At 51.7% G+C, this 15,530-nt stretch carries 16 protein-coding genes; 14 read left to right on the top strand and 2 right to left on the bottom strand.

What is annotated here, in order from left to right; translation table 11 throughout:
* Positions 1-14: 14 nt before the first annotated feature.
* From ACSSVF_RS05165 to ACSSVF_RS05155, 3 genes are read left to right on the top strand one after another with little or no spacing between them, the layout of a single operon-like run.
* Positions 15-3,203: an efflux RND transporter permease subunit gene (locus ACSSVF_RS05165; protein ID WP_492405888.1), complete on the top strand. Its 3,189-nt coding sequence runs from the start codon at positions 15-17 to the stop codon at positions 3,201-3,203.
* A 31-nt stretch (positions 3,204-3,234) separates the two neighbouring features.
* Positions 3,235-4,641: a TolC family protein gene (locus tag ACSSVF_RS05160; RefSeq protein WP_492406308.1), complete on the top strand. Its 1,407-nt coding sequence runs from the start codon at positions 3,235-3,237 to the stop codon at positions 4,639-4,641.
* Between the two features lie 44 nt (positions 4,642-4,685).
* On the top strand, positions 4,686-4,883 hold the full coding sequence (locus ACSSVF_RS05155) for a hypothetical protein (RefSeq protein ID WP_492405887.1): 198 nt from the start codon (positions 4,686-4,688) through the stop codon (positions 4,881-4,883).
* A 377-nt stretch (positions 4,884-5,260) separates the two neighbouring features.
* Here ACSSVF_RS05155 and ACSSVF_RS05150 read toward each other — a convergent pair whose 3' ends face one another.
* Together ACSSVF_RS05150 and ACSSVF_RS05145 are read right to left on the bottom strand one after the other, a co-directional pair.
* Positions 5,261-5,620, bottom strand: a complete 360-nt coding sequence (locus ACSSVF_RS05150; RefSeq protein WP_492405886.1) for a DUF4186 domain-containing protein — start codon at positions 5,618-5,620, stop codon at positions 5,261-5,263.
* A 16-nt stretch (positions 5,621-5,636) separates the two neighbouring features.
* Positions 5,637-6,869, bottom strand: a complete 1,233-nt coding sequence (locus ACSSVF_RS05145) for an MFS transporter (protein WP_492405885.1) — start codon at positions 6,867-6,869, stop codon at positions 5,637-5,639.
* 244 nt (positions 6,870-7,113) lie between these two features.
* On the opposite strand from ACSSVF_RS05145, the gene ACSSVF_RS05140 reads away from it, so the two are divergent.
* From ACSSVF_RS05140 to ptsP, 11 genes are all read left to right on the top strand, one after another.
* Positions 7,114-7,719: a hypothetical protein gene (locus tag ACSSVF_RS05140; RefSeq protein WP_492405884.1), complete on the top strand. Its 606-nt coding sequence runs from the start codon at positions 7,114-7,116 to the stop codon at positions 7,717-7,719.
* A gap of 80 nt (positions 7,720-7,799) precedes the next feature.
* Positions 7,800-8,399 (top strand): hypothetical protein, encoded by a 600-nt coding sequence (locus ACSSVF_RS05135; RefSeq protein ID WP_492405883.1) that lies wholly within the window; start codon positions 7,800-7,802, stop codon positions 8,397-8,399.
* Positions 8,400-8,481: 82 nt separating this feature from the next.
* On the top strand, positions 8,482-8,895 hold the full coding sequence (locus tag ACSSVF_RS05130; RefSeq protein ID WP_492405882.1) for a hypothetical protein: 414 nt from the start codon (positions 8,482-8,484) through the stop codon (positions 8,893-8,895).
* A complete protein-coding gene (locus ACSSVF_RS05125; RefSeq protein ID WP_492405881.1) occupies positions 8,879-9,790 on the top strand; it encodes a hypothetical protein in 912 nt (303 codons plus the stop codon). The genes ACSSVF_RS05130 and ACSSVF_RS05125 overlap by 17 nt, the downstream gene beginning before the upstream one ends.
* 51 nt (positions 9,791-9,841) lie before the next feature.
* Positions 9,842-10,477: a DNA oxidative demethylase AlkB gene (gene alkB / locus ACSSVF_RS05120; protein ID WP_492405880.1), complete on the top strand. Its 636-nt coding sequence runs from the start codon at positions 9,842-9,844 to the stop codon at positions 10,475-10,477.
* A gap of 210 nt (positions 10,478-10,687) precedes the next feature.
* Positions 10,688-11,014 (top strand): ribosome hibernation-promoting factor, HPF/YfiA family, encoded by a 327-nt coding sequence (hpf, locus tag ACSSVF_RS05115; RefSeq protein ID WP_379058759.1) that lies wholly within the window; start codon positions 10,688-10,690, stop codon positions 11,012-11,014.
* A gap of 138 nt (positions 11,015-11,152) precedes the next feature.
* Positions 11,153-12,103: an HPr(Ser) kinase/phosphatase gene (gene hprK, locus ACSSVF_RS05110; RefSeq protein ID WP_442584946.1), complete on the top strand. Its 951-nt coding sequence runs from the start codon at positions 11,153-11,155 to the stop codon at positions 12,101-12,103.
* A 19-nt stretch (positions 12,104-12,122) separates the two neighbouring features.
* On the top strand, positions 12,123-13,004 hold the full coding sequence (rapZ, locus tag ACSSVF_RS05105; RefSeq protein WP_492405879.1) for an RNase adapter RapZ: 882 nt from the start codon (positions 12,123-12,125) through the stop codon (positions 13,002-13,004).
* 24 nt (positions 13,005-13,028) lie between these two features.
* Entirely contained in the window at positions 13,029-13,436 is a 408-nt protein-coding gene (locus ACSSVF_RS05100) for a PTS sugar transporter subunit IIA (RefSeq protein ID WP_492405878.1), read from the top strand.
* 12 nt (positions 13,437-13,448) lie between these two features.
* Positions 13,449-13,718, top strand: coding sequence for an HPr family phosphocarrier protein (locus ACSSVF_RS05095; RefSeq protein WP_492405877.1), 270 nt, complete (start codon positions 13,449-13,451; stop codon positions 13,716-13,718).
* The gene (gene ptsP / locus ACSSVF_RS05090) at positions 13,719-15,470 is read left to right on the top strand and encodes a phosphoenolpyruvate--protein phosphotransferase (RefSeq protein WP_492405876.1); all 1,752 of its coding nucleotides are present in this window, start codon (positions 13,719-13,721) and stop codon (positions 15,468-15,470) included.
* The last annotated feature ends 60 nt before the right edge of the window (positions 15,471-15,530 follow it).

The raw sequence follows: 15,530 nt of genomic DNA, 5'->3' as shown, positions 1-15,530 counted from the left end.
AAAGCGAATCCCCCATGCTAAGTATTTTTATCAAAAGACCGGTCATGGCGATTATTTTGTCGCTACTGATCGTGTTTTTAGGCTTTCTTTCCATCAAGTCACTGCCGACTTCGCAGTTCCCTGACATTGCGCCACCGCGCGTGATCGTGTCGCTGGCTTATCCAGGTGCGAGTGCCGATGTATTAGTGCAATCATCACTGATCACCATCGAACGCGCCATCAACGGCGTGCCAGGCATGAAGTACATCGTGTCTGATGCGACCAGTGCCGGTGAAGCGACTATCCAGGTGATTTTTGCGCTGGGCACCGACCCTAACCAGGCCATGATCAACGTCAAGACCCGGATCGACCAGGTGATGAGCCGTTTGCCGGACCTGGTACAACTGGAAGGTGTGGTCGTAGAACGCGTGCAGCCAAGCATGCTGATGTACATCAACCTGTTCAGCAAGGATAAAAATGCTGACGAGAAGTTTTTGTACAACTATGCCAACGTCAACGTCATTCCCGAGATCCAGCGCGTGAACGGTATCGCCAGCGCCAAGATCCTGGGTAGCCGCCAATATGCCATGCGTATCTGGCTGAACCCTGACCGCATGCGCGCTTACAAGGTGTCGATTGAAGACGTGATGAAAGCCATCAGCGAGCAAAGCATTATCGGCCGCCCTGGTCGTTTGGGGCAAAGCTCGGGCATTTCTGCGCAATCGAAAGAATATGTGCTGGTCTACAAAGGCCGCTACAACAAGCCTGAAGAGTATGGCGACATTATCATCCGCGCCGATTCCGAAGGTGAAATACTGAAACTGAAAGACATGGCCAAGATTGAACTTGGCAGCGAGTTCTTTGATATTTATTCCAACAAGGATGGCTTCCCTTCTTCCGCCATCGTGCTCAAGCAAAACTACGGCAGTAACGCCAGCGAAGTGATTGAGAACGTGAAGAAGCGCATGGAAGAGCTGAAACCTAACTTCCCGGCAGGCATGTCTTATGAAATCGATTATGACGTATCCAAGTTCCTGGATGCTTCTATCGAAAAAGTATTGCACACACTGGTAGAAGCGTTCTTCCTGGTCGCGCTGGTGGTGTATGTGTTCCTTGGTGACTGGCGCTCTACCCTGATCCCGATCCTGGCGGTGCCAGTGTCGTTGATCGGTGCCTTCTTCTGCATGCAGTTATTCGGCGTCACCATTAACCTGATTACCCTGTTCGCGCTGGTTCTGGCGATTGGTATCGTGGTCGATAACGCCATTGTGGTGGTGGAAGCGGTACACGCCAAGTTTGAAGAAGACGAGCACATCACGCCCTATCGCGCTACACAAAAAGTACTGGGTGAAATTGGTGGCGCGATTGTAGCGATTACCCTGGTGATGACGGCCGTGTTTATTCCGGTGGCCTTTATGTCTGGCCCGGTCGGCGTATTTTACCGCCAGTTCTCCATAACCATGGCGTCTTCAATTGTGATTTCCGGTATCGTTGCGCTGTCGCTAACGCCAGTGCTGTGTGCGATTCTGCTGAAAAATAATCACGGTCAGCCTAAACGCAGAACGCCGATCAGCTGGTTGCTCGATAAATTTAACCGCTGGTTTGACCGCCTGACCGGGCATTACACCAAACTGCTGGGCAAGATTGTGACTGTGCGTACGATTTCGGTACTTGCACTGGCTGCTTTCGCTTTTGGTACGTTTGTCGTCAACAAAACCCTGCCAGCCGGTTTTATTCCTGGTGAAGATCAAGGCCAGATTTACGCCATTATCCAGACGCCACCAGGCTCGACGCTGGAAGCCACCAACAAAGTCGCGCGCTTGCTGCAAAAAGAAGCGCAGAGTATTGATGGCATTGAATCGGTTTCATCACTGGCGGGTTATGAAATCCTTACTGAAGGCCGTGGTTCTAACGCCGGTACCTGCCTGATCAACCTGAAAGACTGGTCAAAACGCAGTAAATCGGTGCACCAGATCATTGAAGAACTGGAAGAAAAAACCAAGAACTTCGGTGCGGTGATCGAATACTTTGAACCCCCTGCAGTACCAGGTTACGGTGCGGCTTCTGGCCTGGCCTTACGCCTGCTGGATAAAACCAATGGCACTGACTACCATGCTTTCGACAAGATCAACCAGGAGTTCATGGCGGCCCTGGGCAAACGCAAGGAGCTGTCCGGTCTGTTCACCTTCTATGCGGCCAACTATCCGCAATATGAGCTGGAAATCGACAACAAGGCAGCCATGCAAAAAGGCGTGTCCATCGGTAAAGCGATGGATAACCTGAACATCCTGATCGGTAGTACTTACGAGCAGGGCTTTATCCGCTTCAACAACTTCTTCAAGGTGTATACCCAGGCCAGCCCTGAATTCAGGCGCTATCCAAGTGACATCCTGAACTACTACGTCAAGAATGAAGATGGCGAAATGGTGCCTTACTCCGCCTTTATGAAAATGAAGAAAATGCAGGGGCCAAACGAAATCACGCGTTACAACCTGTATAACTCAGCCACTATCCGTGCTGCGCCAGCGCAGGGCTATACCAGTGACGATGCGATTAAAGCAGTGAAAGAAGTCGCCAAAGCCACGCTGCCACACGGCTATGACATCGGCTGGGAAGGCCTGTCATTTGACGAAGCACAACGTGGTAACGAAGCGATACTGATCTTTGGCGTGGTGCTGATCTTTGTTTACATGGTACTTGCCGCGCAATACGAAAGTTTTGTACTGCCACTGGCGGTGATCCTGTCATTGCCAGCTGGCGTGTTCGGTACTTTCTTCCTGCTGAAAACACTGGGACTGGCCAATGATATTTATGCACAGGTCGGGCTGGTGATGCTGGTGGGCCTGCTGGGCAAGAACGCGGTGCTGATCGTGGAATTTGCCGTGCAAAAACACAATCAGGGTATGTCACTGCGTGATGCCGCAATTGAAGGCGCCCGCGCCCGGTTCCGGCCTATCCTGATGACCTCGTTTGCGTTTCTGGCAGGCTTGATTCCATTAGTGATGGCGACTGGCGCAGGCGCAGTAGGTAACCGTACTATCGGCACCTCTGCCTTTGGCGGCATGCTGTTCGGCACCGTATTCGGCGTTATCCTGATCCCTGGTCTTTACTACATGTTCGCAAAAATGACAGATGGTAAAACCCTGATCAAGCACGAGGAACAAGACCCTCTGACTGAAATTTATCACTATAGCAAGGGCTTGGAAGATGATGATGAAGCTTAATCTTAACTCACGTAAAACCGCGGCCTGGTTAATGGCGGGTAGCACAGCCATGCTGCTGCAATCTTGTTCCATTCCGGGCATCACGACCAAGCAGGCAGATACCAGCTTACCAACCCACTTTCAGGAAGCGGTAGAACCGGCGGGCAATAGCGCGAGCGTCAACTGGAAAGACTTTTTTGACGATCAGCACCTGATCTCCCTGATCAATATCGCGGTGGCAAACAACAAAGAAGTCAACATGATGGCGCAGCGCATCAGCGTCGCCCAGAATGAAATCCAGGCCCGTCGCGGTGAGTATCTGCCATTTGTCGGCATAGGTGGGAGTGCCGATAAAGAAAAAGTCGGCAAATACACCCGCAACGGCGCCGTGGAAGAAAACCTGGATATCAAGGAAGGCCGCTCTAACCCGCGTTTTCTCGGTAACTACCAGTTTGGCCTGACTGCCTCATGGGAGCTGGATGTCTGGAAGAAACTGCGTAACGCCACCAAAGTCGCGGTCACGGAGTACATGGCCAGCATAGAGGGCAAACACTTCCTGGTGACCAACCTGGTAGCAGAAGTCGCCAATTCATATTATGAGCTGGTGGCGCTGGATAACGAGCTGGATACACTGGACCAGAATATCGCCATCCAGCAAAACGCCTTTGAAGTGGTGAAACAACTGCAACAATACGCACGTGCCAACTCCCTGGCGGTGAAGCGCTTTGAAGCCGAGGTGAAGAAGAACCAGAGCCGCCAGTTTGTGTTGAAACAGCGAATTGTGGAAACAGAAAACCGCATCAACTTCTTGTTAGGCAGAACCTCGCAACCGGTTGCGCGTTCATCGGCCCACTTTATGGATATGCAACCGAAAATGGTCCAGGCAGGCGTGCCTTCCGAGTTGCTGGCTAACCGCCCGGATATCCGCCAGGCCGAACTGGAACTCTCAGCGGCCAAGCTGAATATCGATGTCGCCAAAGCCAACTTCTACCCTTCGTTCTCTATCCGTGGTGGGCTGGGCTTTCAGGCATTTGACCCGAAATACCTGCTCAATATTCCAGCCTCGATCGCGGCCTCGTTTGGTGGTGAACTGGTTGCCCCGCTTATCAACCGTAACGCGATTGAAGCGCAATACAAAAGCGCCAGCGCCATGCAGGTTCAGGCCGCTTATGAGTATGAGCAGACCATCATCAACGCCTATATGGAAGTCGCCAACCAGGTTTCAAACATCGACAACCTGGACAAAAACTACCAGCTAAAAAACAAACAAGTGGAAGCATTAACGCAGTCGATTGATGTCGCCAACCAATTGTTCAAAGCCGCGCGTGCCGATTATATGGAAGTACTACTCACGCAACGCGATGCACTGGACGCCAAAATGGAACTGATAGAAACCAAACAACAACAGGTTTCCGCAGTGGTGAATCTGTATCGTTCGCTGGGTGGCGGCTGGAAGTAAGGCGCTCGAAAAGTAACCAAGAAAGCACCTTCATTGCGCTTTTAATGGCTACTGTACTTAGCGCGATAGGATGGGGACTCATCTCCCAAAGCCACAACGTGGTGGTTTTAACCGGGCCCCTATCTGATGCGCCGAGTAGCGCAGTCAGCGTGGGAGTTGTCGGCCAGCGCTTGTTCGAGTTCCGCGGTGGCTTGCGTAGTGTGCAAGCCGCTAGGGCGAGTTTCGCTGGACGCCCACGTTGACGAGCAACGCAGGAAACAAGCGGAAGCTAGGGTGCCCTTTCTTTTGGTGACTTATTCTTTGGGCAAGCAAAGAAAAGTCACTCGCCTAGGGGCGAAAAGGAATGGTGCAATTGAACAACCAAATAAAATGCTTAACCAGCTAAAGAAATACTTATTACGACTTCATGCAAGGATGGCGCTTTTTCTTTACTATAACCAAGCTACACATGAACCTTGCCTGGATTCTGGCCTCCGCCAGAATGACGAGTAGCAATGTATCCCTATTGCAGGGCGCACACCTTTCGCATAAACCAATCGTTACACAGGCACAGAGCTACTCTCCGGAACCCCTGCTAAATCCTACCCAGAATGACGAACAGAAGAATGTTGCGTGATTGCTATGAATCAGCAATCAATGGCATTAACCACCGCTCCAACACCACCACAATATAAGCCTGTTCATCCAGACTAAGCACCCTCCCCTCCGGAATGCGATGCCACTTCGCCAAACACCCGCGACAACAAGTCGCAGTTGCATGTTGTGCCACAAACACCGGATGCCCGCGCATCGGCGTTTGCTGCCCTTCATTGGCAATCACTGCCGGTGCCAAACGATCTGCAATAAAAGCTTCTGCATGATCCAGCACCACGGCCAGGCCTTTTTGCCGCAGGTATTGCAGGTCCCTGGCATTGAGATGAAAGCTGGTGCGGAATTTGGAACGTTGCAATGTTTGAAACAACTGAGCCAGATCACGCATGCGCTATTGACTCGTATTAATGCAGTTCCGACAAATGCAAATCACGCAGTTTCGGCGCTTTGACTGCTGTCACGCCCACCACTGCAATCGTCATAAAACCACCAAATATCACCGAAGGCACCAACCCCATCAACCTGGCAGTGAGGCCGGATTCAAACGCGCCTAACTCATTGGATGAGCCAATGAAAATACCATTGATGGCAGAGACACGGCCGCGCATGCCATCAGGTGTCGCCAGTTGCAAAATGGTTTGCCGCAAAATCACGGACACGGCATCCATGGTGCCGGAAATCGCCAAAATGACAATCGCCAGCCAGTAAGTACTGGTTAAGCCAAAGGCGATCATGCACAGGCCGAACCCGGCCACCGCCAGCAATAACCAACGGCCACTATGTTGGTGAATCGGTTTCTTAGCCAGCCAGACACCAGTGACAATCGCCCCAACCGCCGGCGCAGCACGTAACACGCCCAGCCCTTCCGGGCCCATCTGGTAAACGTCATGCACAAAGGCAGGCAACATGGCCACGGTGCCGCCAAACAACACGGCAAACATATCCAGCAACTGCGCCGCCAGCACTACCTGCGTGCGCCTGACGAAACGTAAACCCTCGGCGATGCTGGCAAATACTTTCATAGGCGCATGGCTGCGATGTTCCTGCACGCGCAAGGTCAGTGCCGCAATCGCAGCACCCAGCGCCAGCAGGGCAGATATTTCATACGCCACATACTTATCGGCAAACCCGACCAGCAATCCCCCAATAGCAGGACCGACGATCAGGCCGATCTGGAACATGGAACTGCCTATGCCTGATGCGCGGGCGATCGATGCCCGCGGGATAATCAACGCAAACAGGGTGTTATAACTGGGAGAGATCAGCGCGCGTGCAAAGCCGGTCAGCGCGACCGTGCCATAAATCCACATCACGATATGCGCTGGCTGATGCTGGGTGATGAGCACCAGCATACAGGCGTTCAACGCCAGAAACAGCGCCGATATCATGGCAAAGCCGCGCCGCGAAAAATAGTGATCAACCGCGTGCCCAAGAAAAAGGGCACTACTCATGTAAGGGATCACCTCCGCCAGGCCGATCAGCCCCAGCGACCATGGGTCATGCGTCAGCTCATAGATATGCCAGCCGATAGCAACCATCATCATCTGGTAAGACAGCACCATCATGATACGAAAAGCGAGCAACTTGGGGAAAGCAAAGCCCTGATGGGCCAGAATCTGACGTACGGATAAAGACATAGCAATATTATACGCTATCCGACCTTGTGCCCTGATGGTTAGCCGGCGCTTTGGTTGCGCCGCGGATTAACCTACAATAGCGGCGCGGGTGCAGTGAATCAGGCAGTACGCGAAGTTTATTCGCTGATGAGCCGTCGTTGACTCCGTGCGACTCTGCCGATATAGATGGGGCGCACCCGCCCTCTTTGCATTTTAGTTTAACCTGCCTGGCTAAGGATATAGCGGCGATAAAGTTGCCAACCTCATGTATTCAACCCTTTTAACCATGCGTCGATATGCATTTGCCAGCCTGCTATTGCTATTCGCCTTCTCATCTGTACTCATGGCTGGCGACAATATCCGCGCTGACCAGACATTTGATCAGCCGATCATGATGCCTGCGCCAGTGGTGACTTACCTGGCGCATGAAATCAATACGACTTATCCTGAGTGCAAACAGGAAGCTGCCACTATCAACAAGGCCTTTCAGGCAAAAACAGTTGCCTTGAACTCATCGGTGCAAGCATTGGTCGTAAAACCACGAGCAAGATGTTTTTGCAGCAGTGACGCTTGCCCGATGTGGGTGTTCGCAGCCTCACAGAATGAGGCGAAACTGATTTTTGAATCACCGATGGCGGGCTTGCTCACCTTCTCGGACAAGCAAAGCAAGGGCTATCCCGACATCAAGGTTTCTGGCGGATTACTCACCCATGGTTATGAGGTAGGTTATGTGTGGGATGGCGCGGAATACCAGGAGATCTACAACCAGGTGTGGATCTGGAACCCTGAGCGGGAATGTAATGAAGCAGAAATCGAAGAACTAAAAAACGGTAAATGGATTAAGACATCAAACGTATGTCTTAAAGTTTAATTCTCACCAATGCATTTCCTTGCACTTAATATCAGCGCATTGAAATATCGGCGCATTGAAAGCGAAAAGGCATCACCACTATGTTTGCAACCCTAACATCACTCCCTGCAACCGCCATCCTGTTTTTCCTTTTGGCGATATCCACTGCCGCGCAGGCGGATGACACGTTCAACACCAAAGAACAGTTCAAAACACCGGCCAAAATCCCTGCGCCGGTGATTGCGCACCTGACTAAAGAAGTAGGTAAAAGTGCGTTAGCCAGTTGCTCGGAACACAAGCCTACGGATGTATTTGAAGCTGAAATAGTGAGCCTGAATAAAACGACCAAAGCCTATCTGGTGAAACCCGCGCACACTTGCCTGTGCAACGATGCTTTTTGCCCGGTATGGCTGTTTCAAATGAAAGGTAGCACAGCAAAACTGATCTGGCATGCGCCGGCCACTAGCAAGGTAGACGTGTTAGAAAAGAAATTGAACGGATACAGGAAGATCAGTGAAGCTTCTAGCGATGCGGTGCATGGCAGTGAATCCATATCGTCATGGGACAGAAATAGTTATACGGAAATCTATAAAAATGCCTGGCATATGGATGCCGAGAAGAAATGCCGTCTAGGCGAAGAAACCATACAGCTGGTGGATGGCAAAATGGTCAATCACACGATAAAATGTCCGCAGGACTAGGTCGCTTAACCTGCACTACCTGACGACCTAAAGTGATCTTTATGACGCTTGGGCAGGTTGCTGCCACGGGATAGGAGCAAGTATGTTGAGAGTGATTGCAGCATTTCTGACCGCACCTGCATTGGCCATCACTTTCATGTGTGTTTTATTTGGCGGTTATCCCTTCGGCGATGCTCTGGTGATCAGCCTGATGATCACTTATATCACCTACCCTTTTGTGCTGGCGATAGGCCCGCTTTTATTCTGGCTACTCTATACAAAACAATGGCTGGGCTTAACCGCCTGCATGGTGGCGGCACTGATATGTGCCGCTATCGTATTCATGTTTATGCTGAGCCCGCTGGACAACGCGGAAAGGCTGCAAAAACTACATGCACAAGGCCTGTTCATCTTTGCTTCAGCAGTGATTGGCGGCGGCTTATTCTGGTTAATCGGCATCAGGCACAACCAAGCACTCAAGCGGCCTGCGAAGCGCGAAAATGCCGTATCTCCTTAGCCGGATCTTGCTGATCATGTGGGCGTTAATGCAGCCTTTGCCAGGCATGGCTACAGACAGCATGCAGCTATGGGTGACGGTAGACTGGGAAGGGCTGTCGCTGGAAGAGGATAACCTCCAGTCCATACGCGCCTTTCGCGAAAAATTTCCTTACATCCCCTTATTGCACCTGATCAATCCGGCCTATTTCATACAGCCAGGCGTGAACCGTGCGCAGATAGGCAGTCATATCCGCAGCACTTTTTTAGCGCATGACACGATGGGGCTGCATGTGCATGCCATGCGCTCACTGGTTGAATATTGCGGTATCGCGTTTCAGGCAACGCCATCAATTGCAGATGCGCAAGAGGATTGTGCGCACACAAGCTGTGGTTACTCGGTGAGCCTGGAATACGCTTACAGCCAGCAGGAACTCACTAAACTGGTGGCCTGTAGCAGTGATTTACTGACGGCCAATGGCTTTCAGCGACCGCGCCATTTTCGCGCAGGCGCCTGGCAATTTGGCCCCAAATTACAGGCGGCCCTGGAAGCGAACCGCTTTGTGTGGGATAGCTCAACCATTGATGCAAACCTGCTGAGCGGACGCTGGCACCAGGATAGCAGCATGATACGTTTGCTAAAAAAATTACATCCGCACAGCACACCGCTTGCGCAGCCATTTGCGCTGAGTATGAACCTGATGGAATACCCGGACAATGCGGCGCTGGCTGACTACACCAATACAAAAGCATTATTGCAGCTATTCGAGCAGTTGATCAATGCCCATCACCCCGTCATGGTGCTGGGTTTTCACCAGGAAACCGCTGCGGATTATCTGATCCGGCTTGAGCGCGCCATCCCACATATGGAAAAACTGGCGCGCGAAAAGAATGTCCGTATCGAATGGATGCATTAAATAAAACAATCTGCCAATGATCCGGCTTGTGCCTGATATCAATGTGATTTTATGGACTTATTTTCCGAACAACCTCCCGAACGCGTTGCGCTGGCCGAAGGTGCCAGCTGGTTACCTGGCTTTGCCTTGCCGGTAATGGATGCACTGTGGGCAGGCTTGCAACAGCATTTAGCCGAATACCCACCGCAACAGATGATGACACCTATGGGCCTGATGTCCGTGAGAACCAGCAGCATGGGCGATTGGGGCTGGGTAGGTAATCGCCAGGGCTATGCTTATAGTGCCATGCAGCCGGGCACCCGTTTGCCATGGCCGCGCATCCCGCCGGTGATATTGCAACTGGCAGCAGAGGCCGCGCACAAGGCGGGTTACGCTGGGTTTGTGCCGGATAGCTGCCTGATCAATATGTATGCGCCTGGCAGTAAAATGGGCCTGCATCAGGATAAAGATGAAATGGATTTTTCGCAGCCGATTGTTTCAGTGTCACTGGGCATCCCGGCCACTTTTCTATTTGGCGGTAGCAAACGTAGCGATAAGCCAGTCAAGATTCCGTTACAGCATGGCGATGTAGTCGTGTGGGGAGGCGCCAGCCGACGCTTCTACCATGGTGTGGCGCAGGTGAAAACAGACACGCATCCGCTGGTTGGCCCAAGGCGGATCAACCTGACATTGAGAAAAGCCAAATAAAACCCGCGTTGAATTTTATGGGTTGGAACTATTGGCTTGAGAGTTGTCGGTAATCTTACAGTGTCTCTGCAACTTCTGATTAACATCAAAAATGTGGCGCTATTCCGGGTTGCATCTGTTTTTCAAAGGAGTACACTGAACTTGTCCCCGCCGCCCAATTGATAAGGCAATTGAGAACAGGATGGGATCTTTTCATAAAAGGAGTTTGTCATGAATCTACAACTTACAGGACATCATTTAGAAATCACTCCGGCTTTGCGCGAGTATGTATTATCCAAGTTTTCGCGCATCAGCAATCACTTCGACCATGTGATTGATGTCAAAGTCACCATGTCTGTTGAAAAGCTCGCCCAAAAGGTAGAAGCCACGCTACATGTTCCAGGCAACGATTTACACGCTGCCTGCACCGATGAGAATATGTACAGCGCCATCGACATGCTTACTGACAAACTTGACCGTCAGGTATTGAAACACAAGGAAAAACACGGCGACCATCATAAGTCTGGCGGTGCTGTGAAGCACCAGTTGAGCGCTTAATTTCTGTTTCAACTTCTCTACCCACCGGGTAGAGAATTCACCCTCACCGATTACTTTTACCTCGTTTCACTCCCCAGCAACAACTTTCAGTTGTAAAATAAGCCTAGTCTCTTTGTTGCAATTGGTTCAGGACCATTCATGGCACAAATCTCAGTGGCCGACTTGTACAAGCAAATTCGCGGAAAACTCAAATTGAAATGGGTGGCCGGCGAATCAGGCGGCAAAAAAATCCTCAACTCCGGCACCGTCACCAAACCTTCACTGGCACTGGTTGGGCATTTAAACTTTGTCCACCCGAACCGGGTGCAAGTGCTTGGCTGTGCTGAAATGGATTATCTTGGTGGCCTGAGCATTCTGGCGCTGCAACAGGCTGTGACTAATTTATTCTCCACCGACCTGGCCATGGTGGTGGTCGCCAATGGCGAACAAGTCCCCCCCACCATGTTGGAAGCCGCACAACAAAGCCAGGTGCCACTATTCACCACACCGATGATCAGCCCGCAACTGATGGAGCTGCTCAGTCACTATCTGGCAGTAGCCACGGCGGAAACGACCAGCCTGCATGGCGTATTCATGGAAGTGCAAGGTTTTGGCGTGCTGATCACCGGTAGCGCTGCCATCGGTAAAAGTGAGCTGGCGCTGGAACTGATTTCACGCGGGCATCGCCTGGTGGCTGACGATATTGTCGATTTTTACCGGATATCTCCAGAACGCGTAGAAGGCCGCTGCCCGGAACTGTTACAAGATTTCCTGGAAGTGCGCGGTTTGGGCATTTTGAATATACGCGCACTCTATGGCGATAATGCGGTCAAACCAACCAAGCCGCTGGATATGATGATACAGCTGGAACTGGCCGATGAAATGAACCCGCTGGAACTGGATCGATTAAGCGCTAACCGCCAGACCGAACGCCTGCTGGATGTTGAGATCAGCAAGGTGATCATTCCCATTGCTGCCGGCCGCAACATCGCGGTACTTGTAGAAGCGGCTGTGCGTAACCATATGTTGTTATTACGCGGCGTCAATGCGACCAAGCAACTGACGCAACGGCAAAAGCAAATTATGCTGAGAGAGAGCAAATTACGATGACAAACAGGTGGTCACGCTCATGCAACTAGTCATTGTGACTGGCTTATCCGGTTCGGGTAAAACCATCGCGCTGCGGGTATTTGAAGACAGCGGTTATTACTGTATCGATAATTTGCCGGCGACCCTGCTACCGCATATCCAGAACCATGTGGCTGACCAGAACTCAGCCAAAGTGGCTGTCAGCATCGATAGCCGCAGCATCGCGATTGAGTCGCTGCCCGATATCCTGCAAACCCTGAAAACGCAGGGCATACAGTTCCATTTGCTTTACCTGGATGCCAACAATGAAACGCTGGTCAAACGCTTTTCTGAAACACGGCGCAAGCATCCACTGAGCACACCCAGCCAGGCATTGGCTGAAAGTATTACCCACGAGCGCGAGCTATTATCTGGCCTGAGTAACATCGGCCATCATGTCGATACCAGCAACCTGTCATCCAACGCCCTGCGCAATCACACCCGCGAATGGATGTTGCAGATCGAACAGGGCTTCCAGGAAGTGCGCCCGCACAACCTGGTGCTGTCGTTTATTTCGTTTGGCTTTAAGCATGGCATCCCGCTCGATGCCGATTTTGTGTTTGATGTGCGCAGCCTGCCCAACCCGCATTACGACCTGATTTTGCGCCCTTACAATGGCAAACAGGCGCCTATCCAGCAATTTCTGCAAAATGAACCCATGGTGCTTGAAATGCAGCATGATATTCAGCACTATATAGAAAAATGGCTACCAAGCTTTTATCACGATCATCGCAGCTATGTCACGGTTGGCATCGGCTGCACAGGGGGGCAACACCGTTCCGTCTTTTTGGTGGAACAATTGGGGGCATATTTCAAACAACTACATCAGGTCATGATCCGTCATCGTGAATTGCAGGATGTAGCAGTGGTGGTATCCCCTTAAATCACGGATTCTGAAAGTAAAACTATGATTGGTGTTTTGATTATTGCGCATGGCAGTTTTGGCCAAAGCCTGATCGACTGCGCAACCCATGTCATGGGAAATCGCCCGGCACAATTGGATTATCTTGAAATATCCAATCACGATGACCCTGCAAAGATATTACCCAAAGCCGAAGCCCTGGTGAAAACCCTGGATAGCGGCCAAGGGGTATTGGTGTTATCAGATATTTATGGCGCTACCCCGTGCAATATCGTCACCCGCCTGCTGACGCCGGATGCGACCGAAGGCGTGGCCGGCGTCAACCTGCCCATGCTGGTGCGCGTGCTCAACTACCGTCATGAAGGCTTGCATGCCTGCATAGACAAAGCCTTAAGCGGTGGCCGCGAAGGGGTGGTTCACTTCACTAAAACAACTTGTCATCACACACAATAATTTCACTACTTTATGGCCAACATTTCTTTAGAAATCATCAACAAACTCGGCCTGCATGCGCGTGCCTCAACCAAACTCACCCAGACTGCCAGCCAGTTTAAAAGCGAAGTCTGGATAGAAAAGAACGGGCGCCGCGTCAATGCCAAAAGCATTATGGGCGTGATGATGCTGGCAGCCGCCAAGGGCAGCATCGTTGAAATCGAAGCCACGGGCGCAGACGAAGAGCAAGCGATCGCCGCCCTGCAGACGCTGATCAACAATTATTTTGGCGAGGGTGAATAATTGACCAGTTTCAGCATGCATGGCGTGGGCGTTTCCAGTGGCATTGCGATTGGGCATGCCCACCTGATCTCGCATGCCTTGCTGGAAGTCGTGCATTTCAAAGTACCGGTGACGGCCATTCCGGTAGAGATCGCACGCTTTGAAAGCGCGATTGCGATCGTCAAGAACAACCTGGAACAGATCAAACAGCAATTGCCGGCCAGCGCACCAGCCGAGCTGAGCGCATTTATCAATACCCACCTGGCGATGCTCAGTGACAAGGCGCTTTCCGAGGCACCAAAAGTCATTATCCAGAACGAACGATGTAATGCCGAATGGGCGCTTAAGCAACAAATGGACGATATCGTCGCCCAGTTTGAGGCGATTGAAGATCCTTATTTGCGCGAACGCAAACATGATGTGGTGCAAGTCGTCGAGCGCGTGATCAAGGTATTACTTGGCCGTGACCAGCTGGACGCCAGCGAGAAAAAACAGCAGGCCAAACAGGAACGCGCCATGATCCTGGTCGCGCATGATGTCTCCCCTGCCGATGCCATCCAGTTCAAACATCACCAGTTTGCGGCGTTCATTACCGATGTCGGCGGCATCACCTCGCACACCGCCATCCTGGCGCGTAGCCTGAATATTCCGTCCATCGTCGCCTTGCAACGCGCCCGTGATCTGATCAATGATGGCGAGCTGATGATAGTCGACGGCACCCAGGGCGTGGTGATCGTCAATCCCGACCCGGAAGTACTGTCCGAGTACCAGCTCAAGCAAAACCAGTGGCAACTGGCGCAGCAAAAACTGCAACGTATCAAAACCACCAAAGCAGTCACGGTAGATGGCATTGCGATTGACCTGCTAGCCAACATCGAGGTGCCGGAAGATGTCGTCAGCGCCAAGGCTTCGGGTGCGGTAGGCGTTGGCTTGTACCGTACCGAATTCCTGTTTATGAACCGCAGTGAAATGCCGGGCGAGCAGGAGCAGTTTGAAGCCTACAAACATGTGGCCGAGGCCATGAAGGGCTATCCGGTGACCATACGTACCCTGGATATCGGTGCCGATAAACAATTACACCCTGATGAGATCGTTACCGCTACCAATCCCGCACTCGGGTTACGCGCGGTACGTTATTGCCTGTCAGAACCGCATATCTTCCATACCCAGTTCCGGGCTCTGTTGCGGGCATCGCATTACGGCAAGGTCAAAATCCTGATCCCTATGCTCTCCACCCTGGCTGAGCTAAGGCAGACCAAACTGCTATTGCAGCGCGCCAAAGATTCATTGCGCCAGCAGAATATTCCGTTTGATGAGCAGATCACCTTGGGTGGCATGATTGAGATCCCGGCAGCCGCGATTAATGCCGAGGCATTTGCGCAAGAGCTGGATTTTATGTCGATAGGCACCAACGACCTGATCCAGTACACACTGGCGATCGACCGTGCCGATGACACCGTTGCGCATCTTTACAACCCGCTGCATCCGGCGGTATTGAAACTGATACAGCTCACCATACAGGCGGCAGAAAAGTATGGCAAACCGGTTTCGGTATGTGGCGAAATGGCGGGCGATATCAAGCTGACGCGCTTGCTGGTGGGCCTGGGTATGCGGCAATTGTCCATGCATCCCTCGCAGATACTCAGTGTGAAATCGCAAATCCTGCAATGCGAGGAAGCAGTCTTGTCACGGCAGTCGAAAAAAATCCTGTCCCTGAGCGACCTGGAGAAAATAGAGCCGCTGGTGAAAAAATTCAATGGTGAGTTTGCCTGATCAGCGCTCAGCTTGCAGTAAATCGCTTGATTTAACAAAACTCATCACCATCATCAAAAT

This window comes from Methylophilus sp. E2MeOHC9 (assembly GCF_058744375.1).
Note: the sequence above shows the minus strand (reverse complement) of the source record. Positions and strands in the feature narration are given on the sequence as shown.

What these genes read in the sequence shown, in the direction of transcription:
- ACSSVF_RS05135 (WP_492405883.1), top strand. Translation starts at nt 7,800, where the DNA reads ATGTTTGCAACCCTAACATCACTCCCTGCAACCGCCATCCTGTTTTTC.
- hprK (WP_442584946.1), top strand. Translation starts at nt 11,153, where the DNA reads ATGGCACAAATCTCAGTGGCCGACTTGTACAAGCAAATTCGCGGAAAA.
- alkB (WP_492405880.1), top strand. Translation starts at nt 9,842, where the DNA reads ATGGACTTATTTTCCGAACAACCTCCCGAACGCGTTGCGCTGGCCGAA.
- ACSSVF_RS05145 (WP_492405885.1), bottom strand. Translation starts at nt 6,869, where the DNA reads ATGTCTTTATCCGTACGTCAGATTCTGGCCCATCAGGGCTTTGCTTTC.
- ACSSVF_RS05140 (WP_492405884.1), top strand. Translation starts at nt 7,114, where the DNA reads ATGTATTCAACCCTTTTAACCATGCGTCGATATGCATTTGCCAGCCTG.
- ACSSVF_RS05160 (WP_492406308.1), top strand. Translation starts at nt 3,235, where the DNA reads ATGGCGGGTAGCACAGCCATGCTGCTGCAATCTTGTTCCATTCCGGGC.
- ACSSVF_RS05100 (WP_492405878.1), top strand. Translation starts at nt 13,029, where the DNA reads ATGATTGGTGTTTTGATTATTGCGCATGGCAGTTTTGGCCAAAGCCTG.
- hpf (WP_379058759.1), top strand. Translation starts at nt 10,688, where the DNA reads ATGAATCTACAACTTACAGGACATCATTTAGAAATCACTCCGGCTTTG.
- ACSSVF_RS05155 (WP_492405887.1), top strand. Translation starts at nt 4,686, where the DNA reads ATGGCTACTGTACTTAGCGCGATAGGATGGGGACTCATCTCCCAAAGC.
- ACSSVF_RS05150 (WP_492405886.1), bottom strand. Translation starts at nt 5,620, where the DNA reads ATGCGTGATCTGGCTCAGTTGTTTCAAACATTGCAACGTTCCAAATTC.
- rapZ (WP_492405879.1), top strand. Translation starts at nt 12,123, where the DNA reads ATGCAACTAGTCATTGTGACTGGCTTATCCGGTTCGGGTAAAACCATC.
- ACSSVF_RS05125 (WP_492405881.1), top strand. Translation starts at nt 8,879, where the DNA reads ATGCCGTATCTCCTTAGCCGGATCTTGCTGATCATGTGGGCGTTAATG.
- ACSSVF_RS05095 (WP_492405877.1), top strand. Translation starts at nt 13,449, where the DNA reads ATGGCCAACATTTCTTTAGAAATCATCAACAAACTCGGCCTGCATGCG.
- ACSSVF_RS05130 (WP_492405882.1), top strand. Translation starts at nt 8,482, where the DNA reads ATGTTGAGAGTGATTGCAGCATTTCTGACCGCACCTGCATTGGCCATC.
- ACSSVF_RS05165 (WP_492405888.1), top strand. Translation starts at nt 15, where the DNA reads ATGCTAAGTATTTTTATCAAAAGACCGGTCATGGCGATTATTTTGTCG.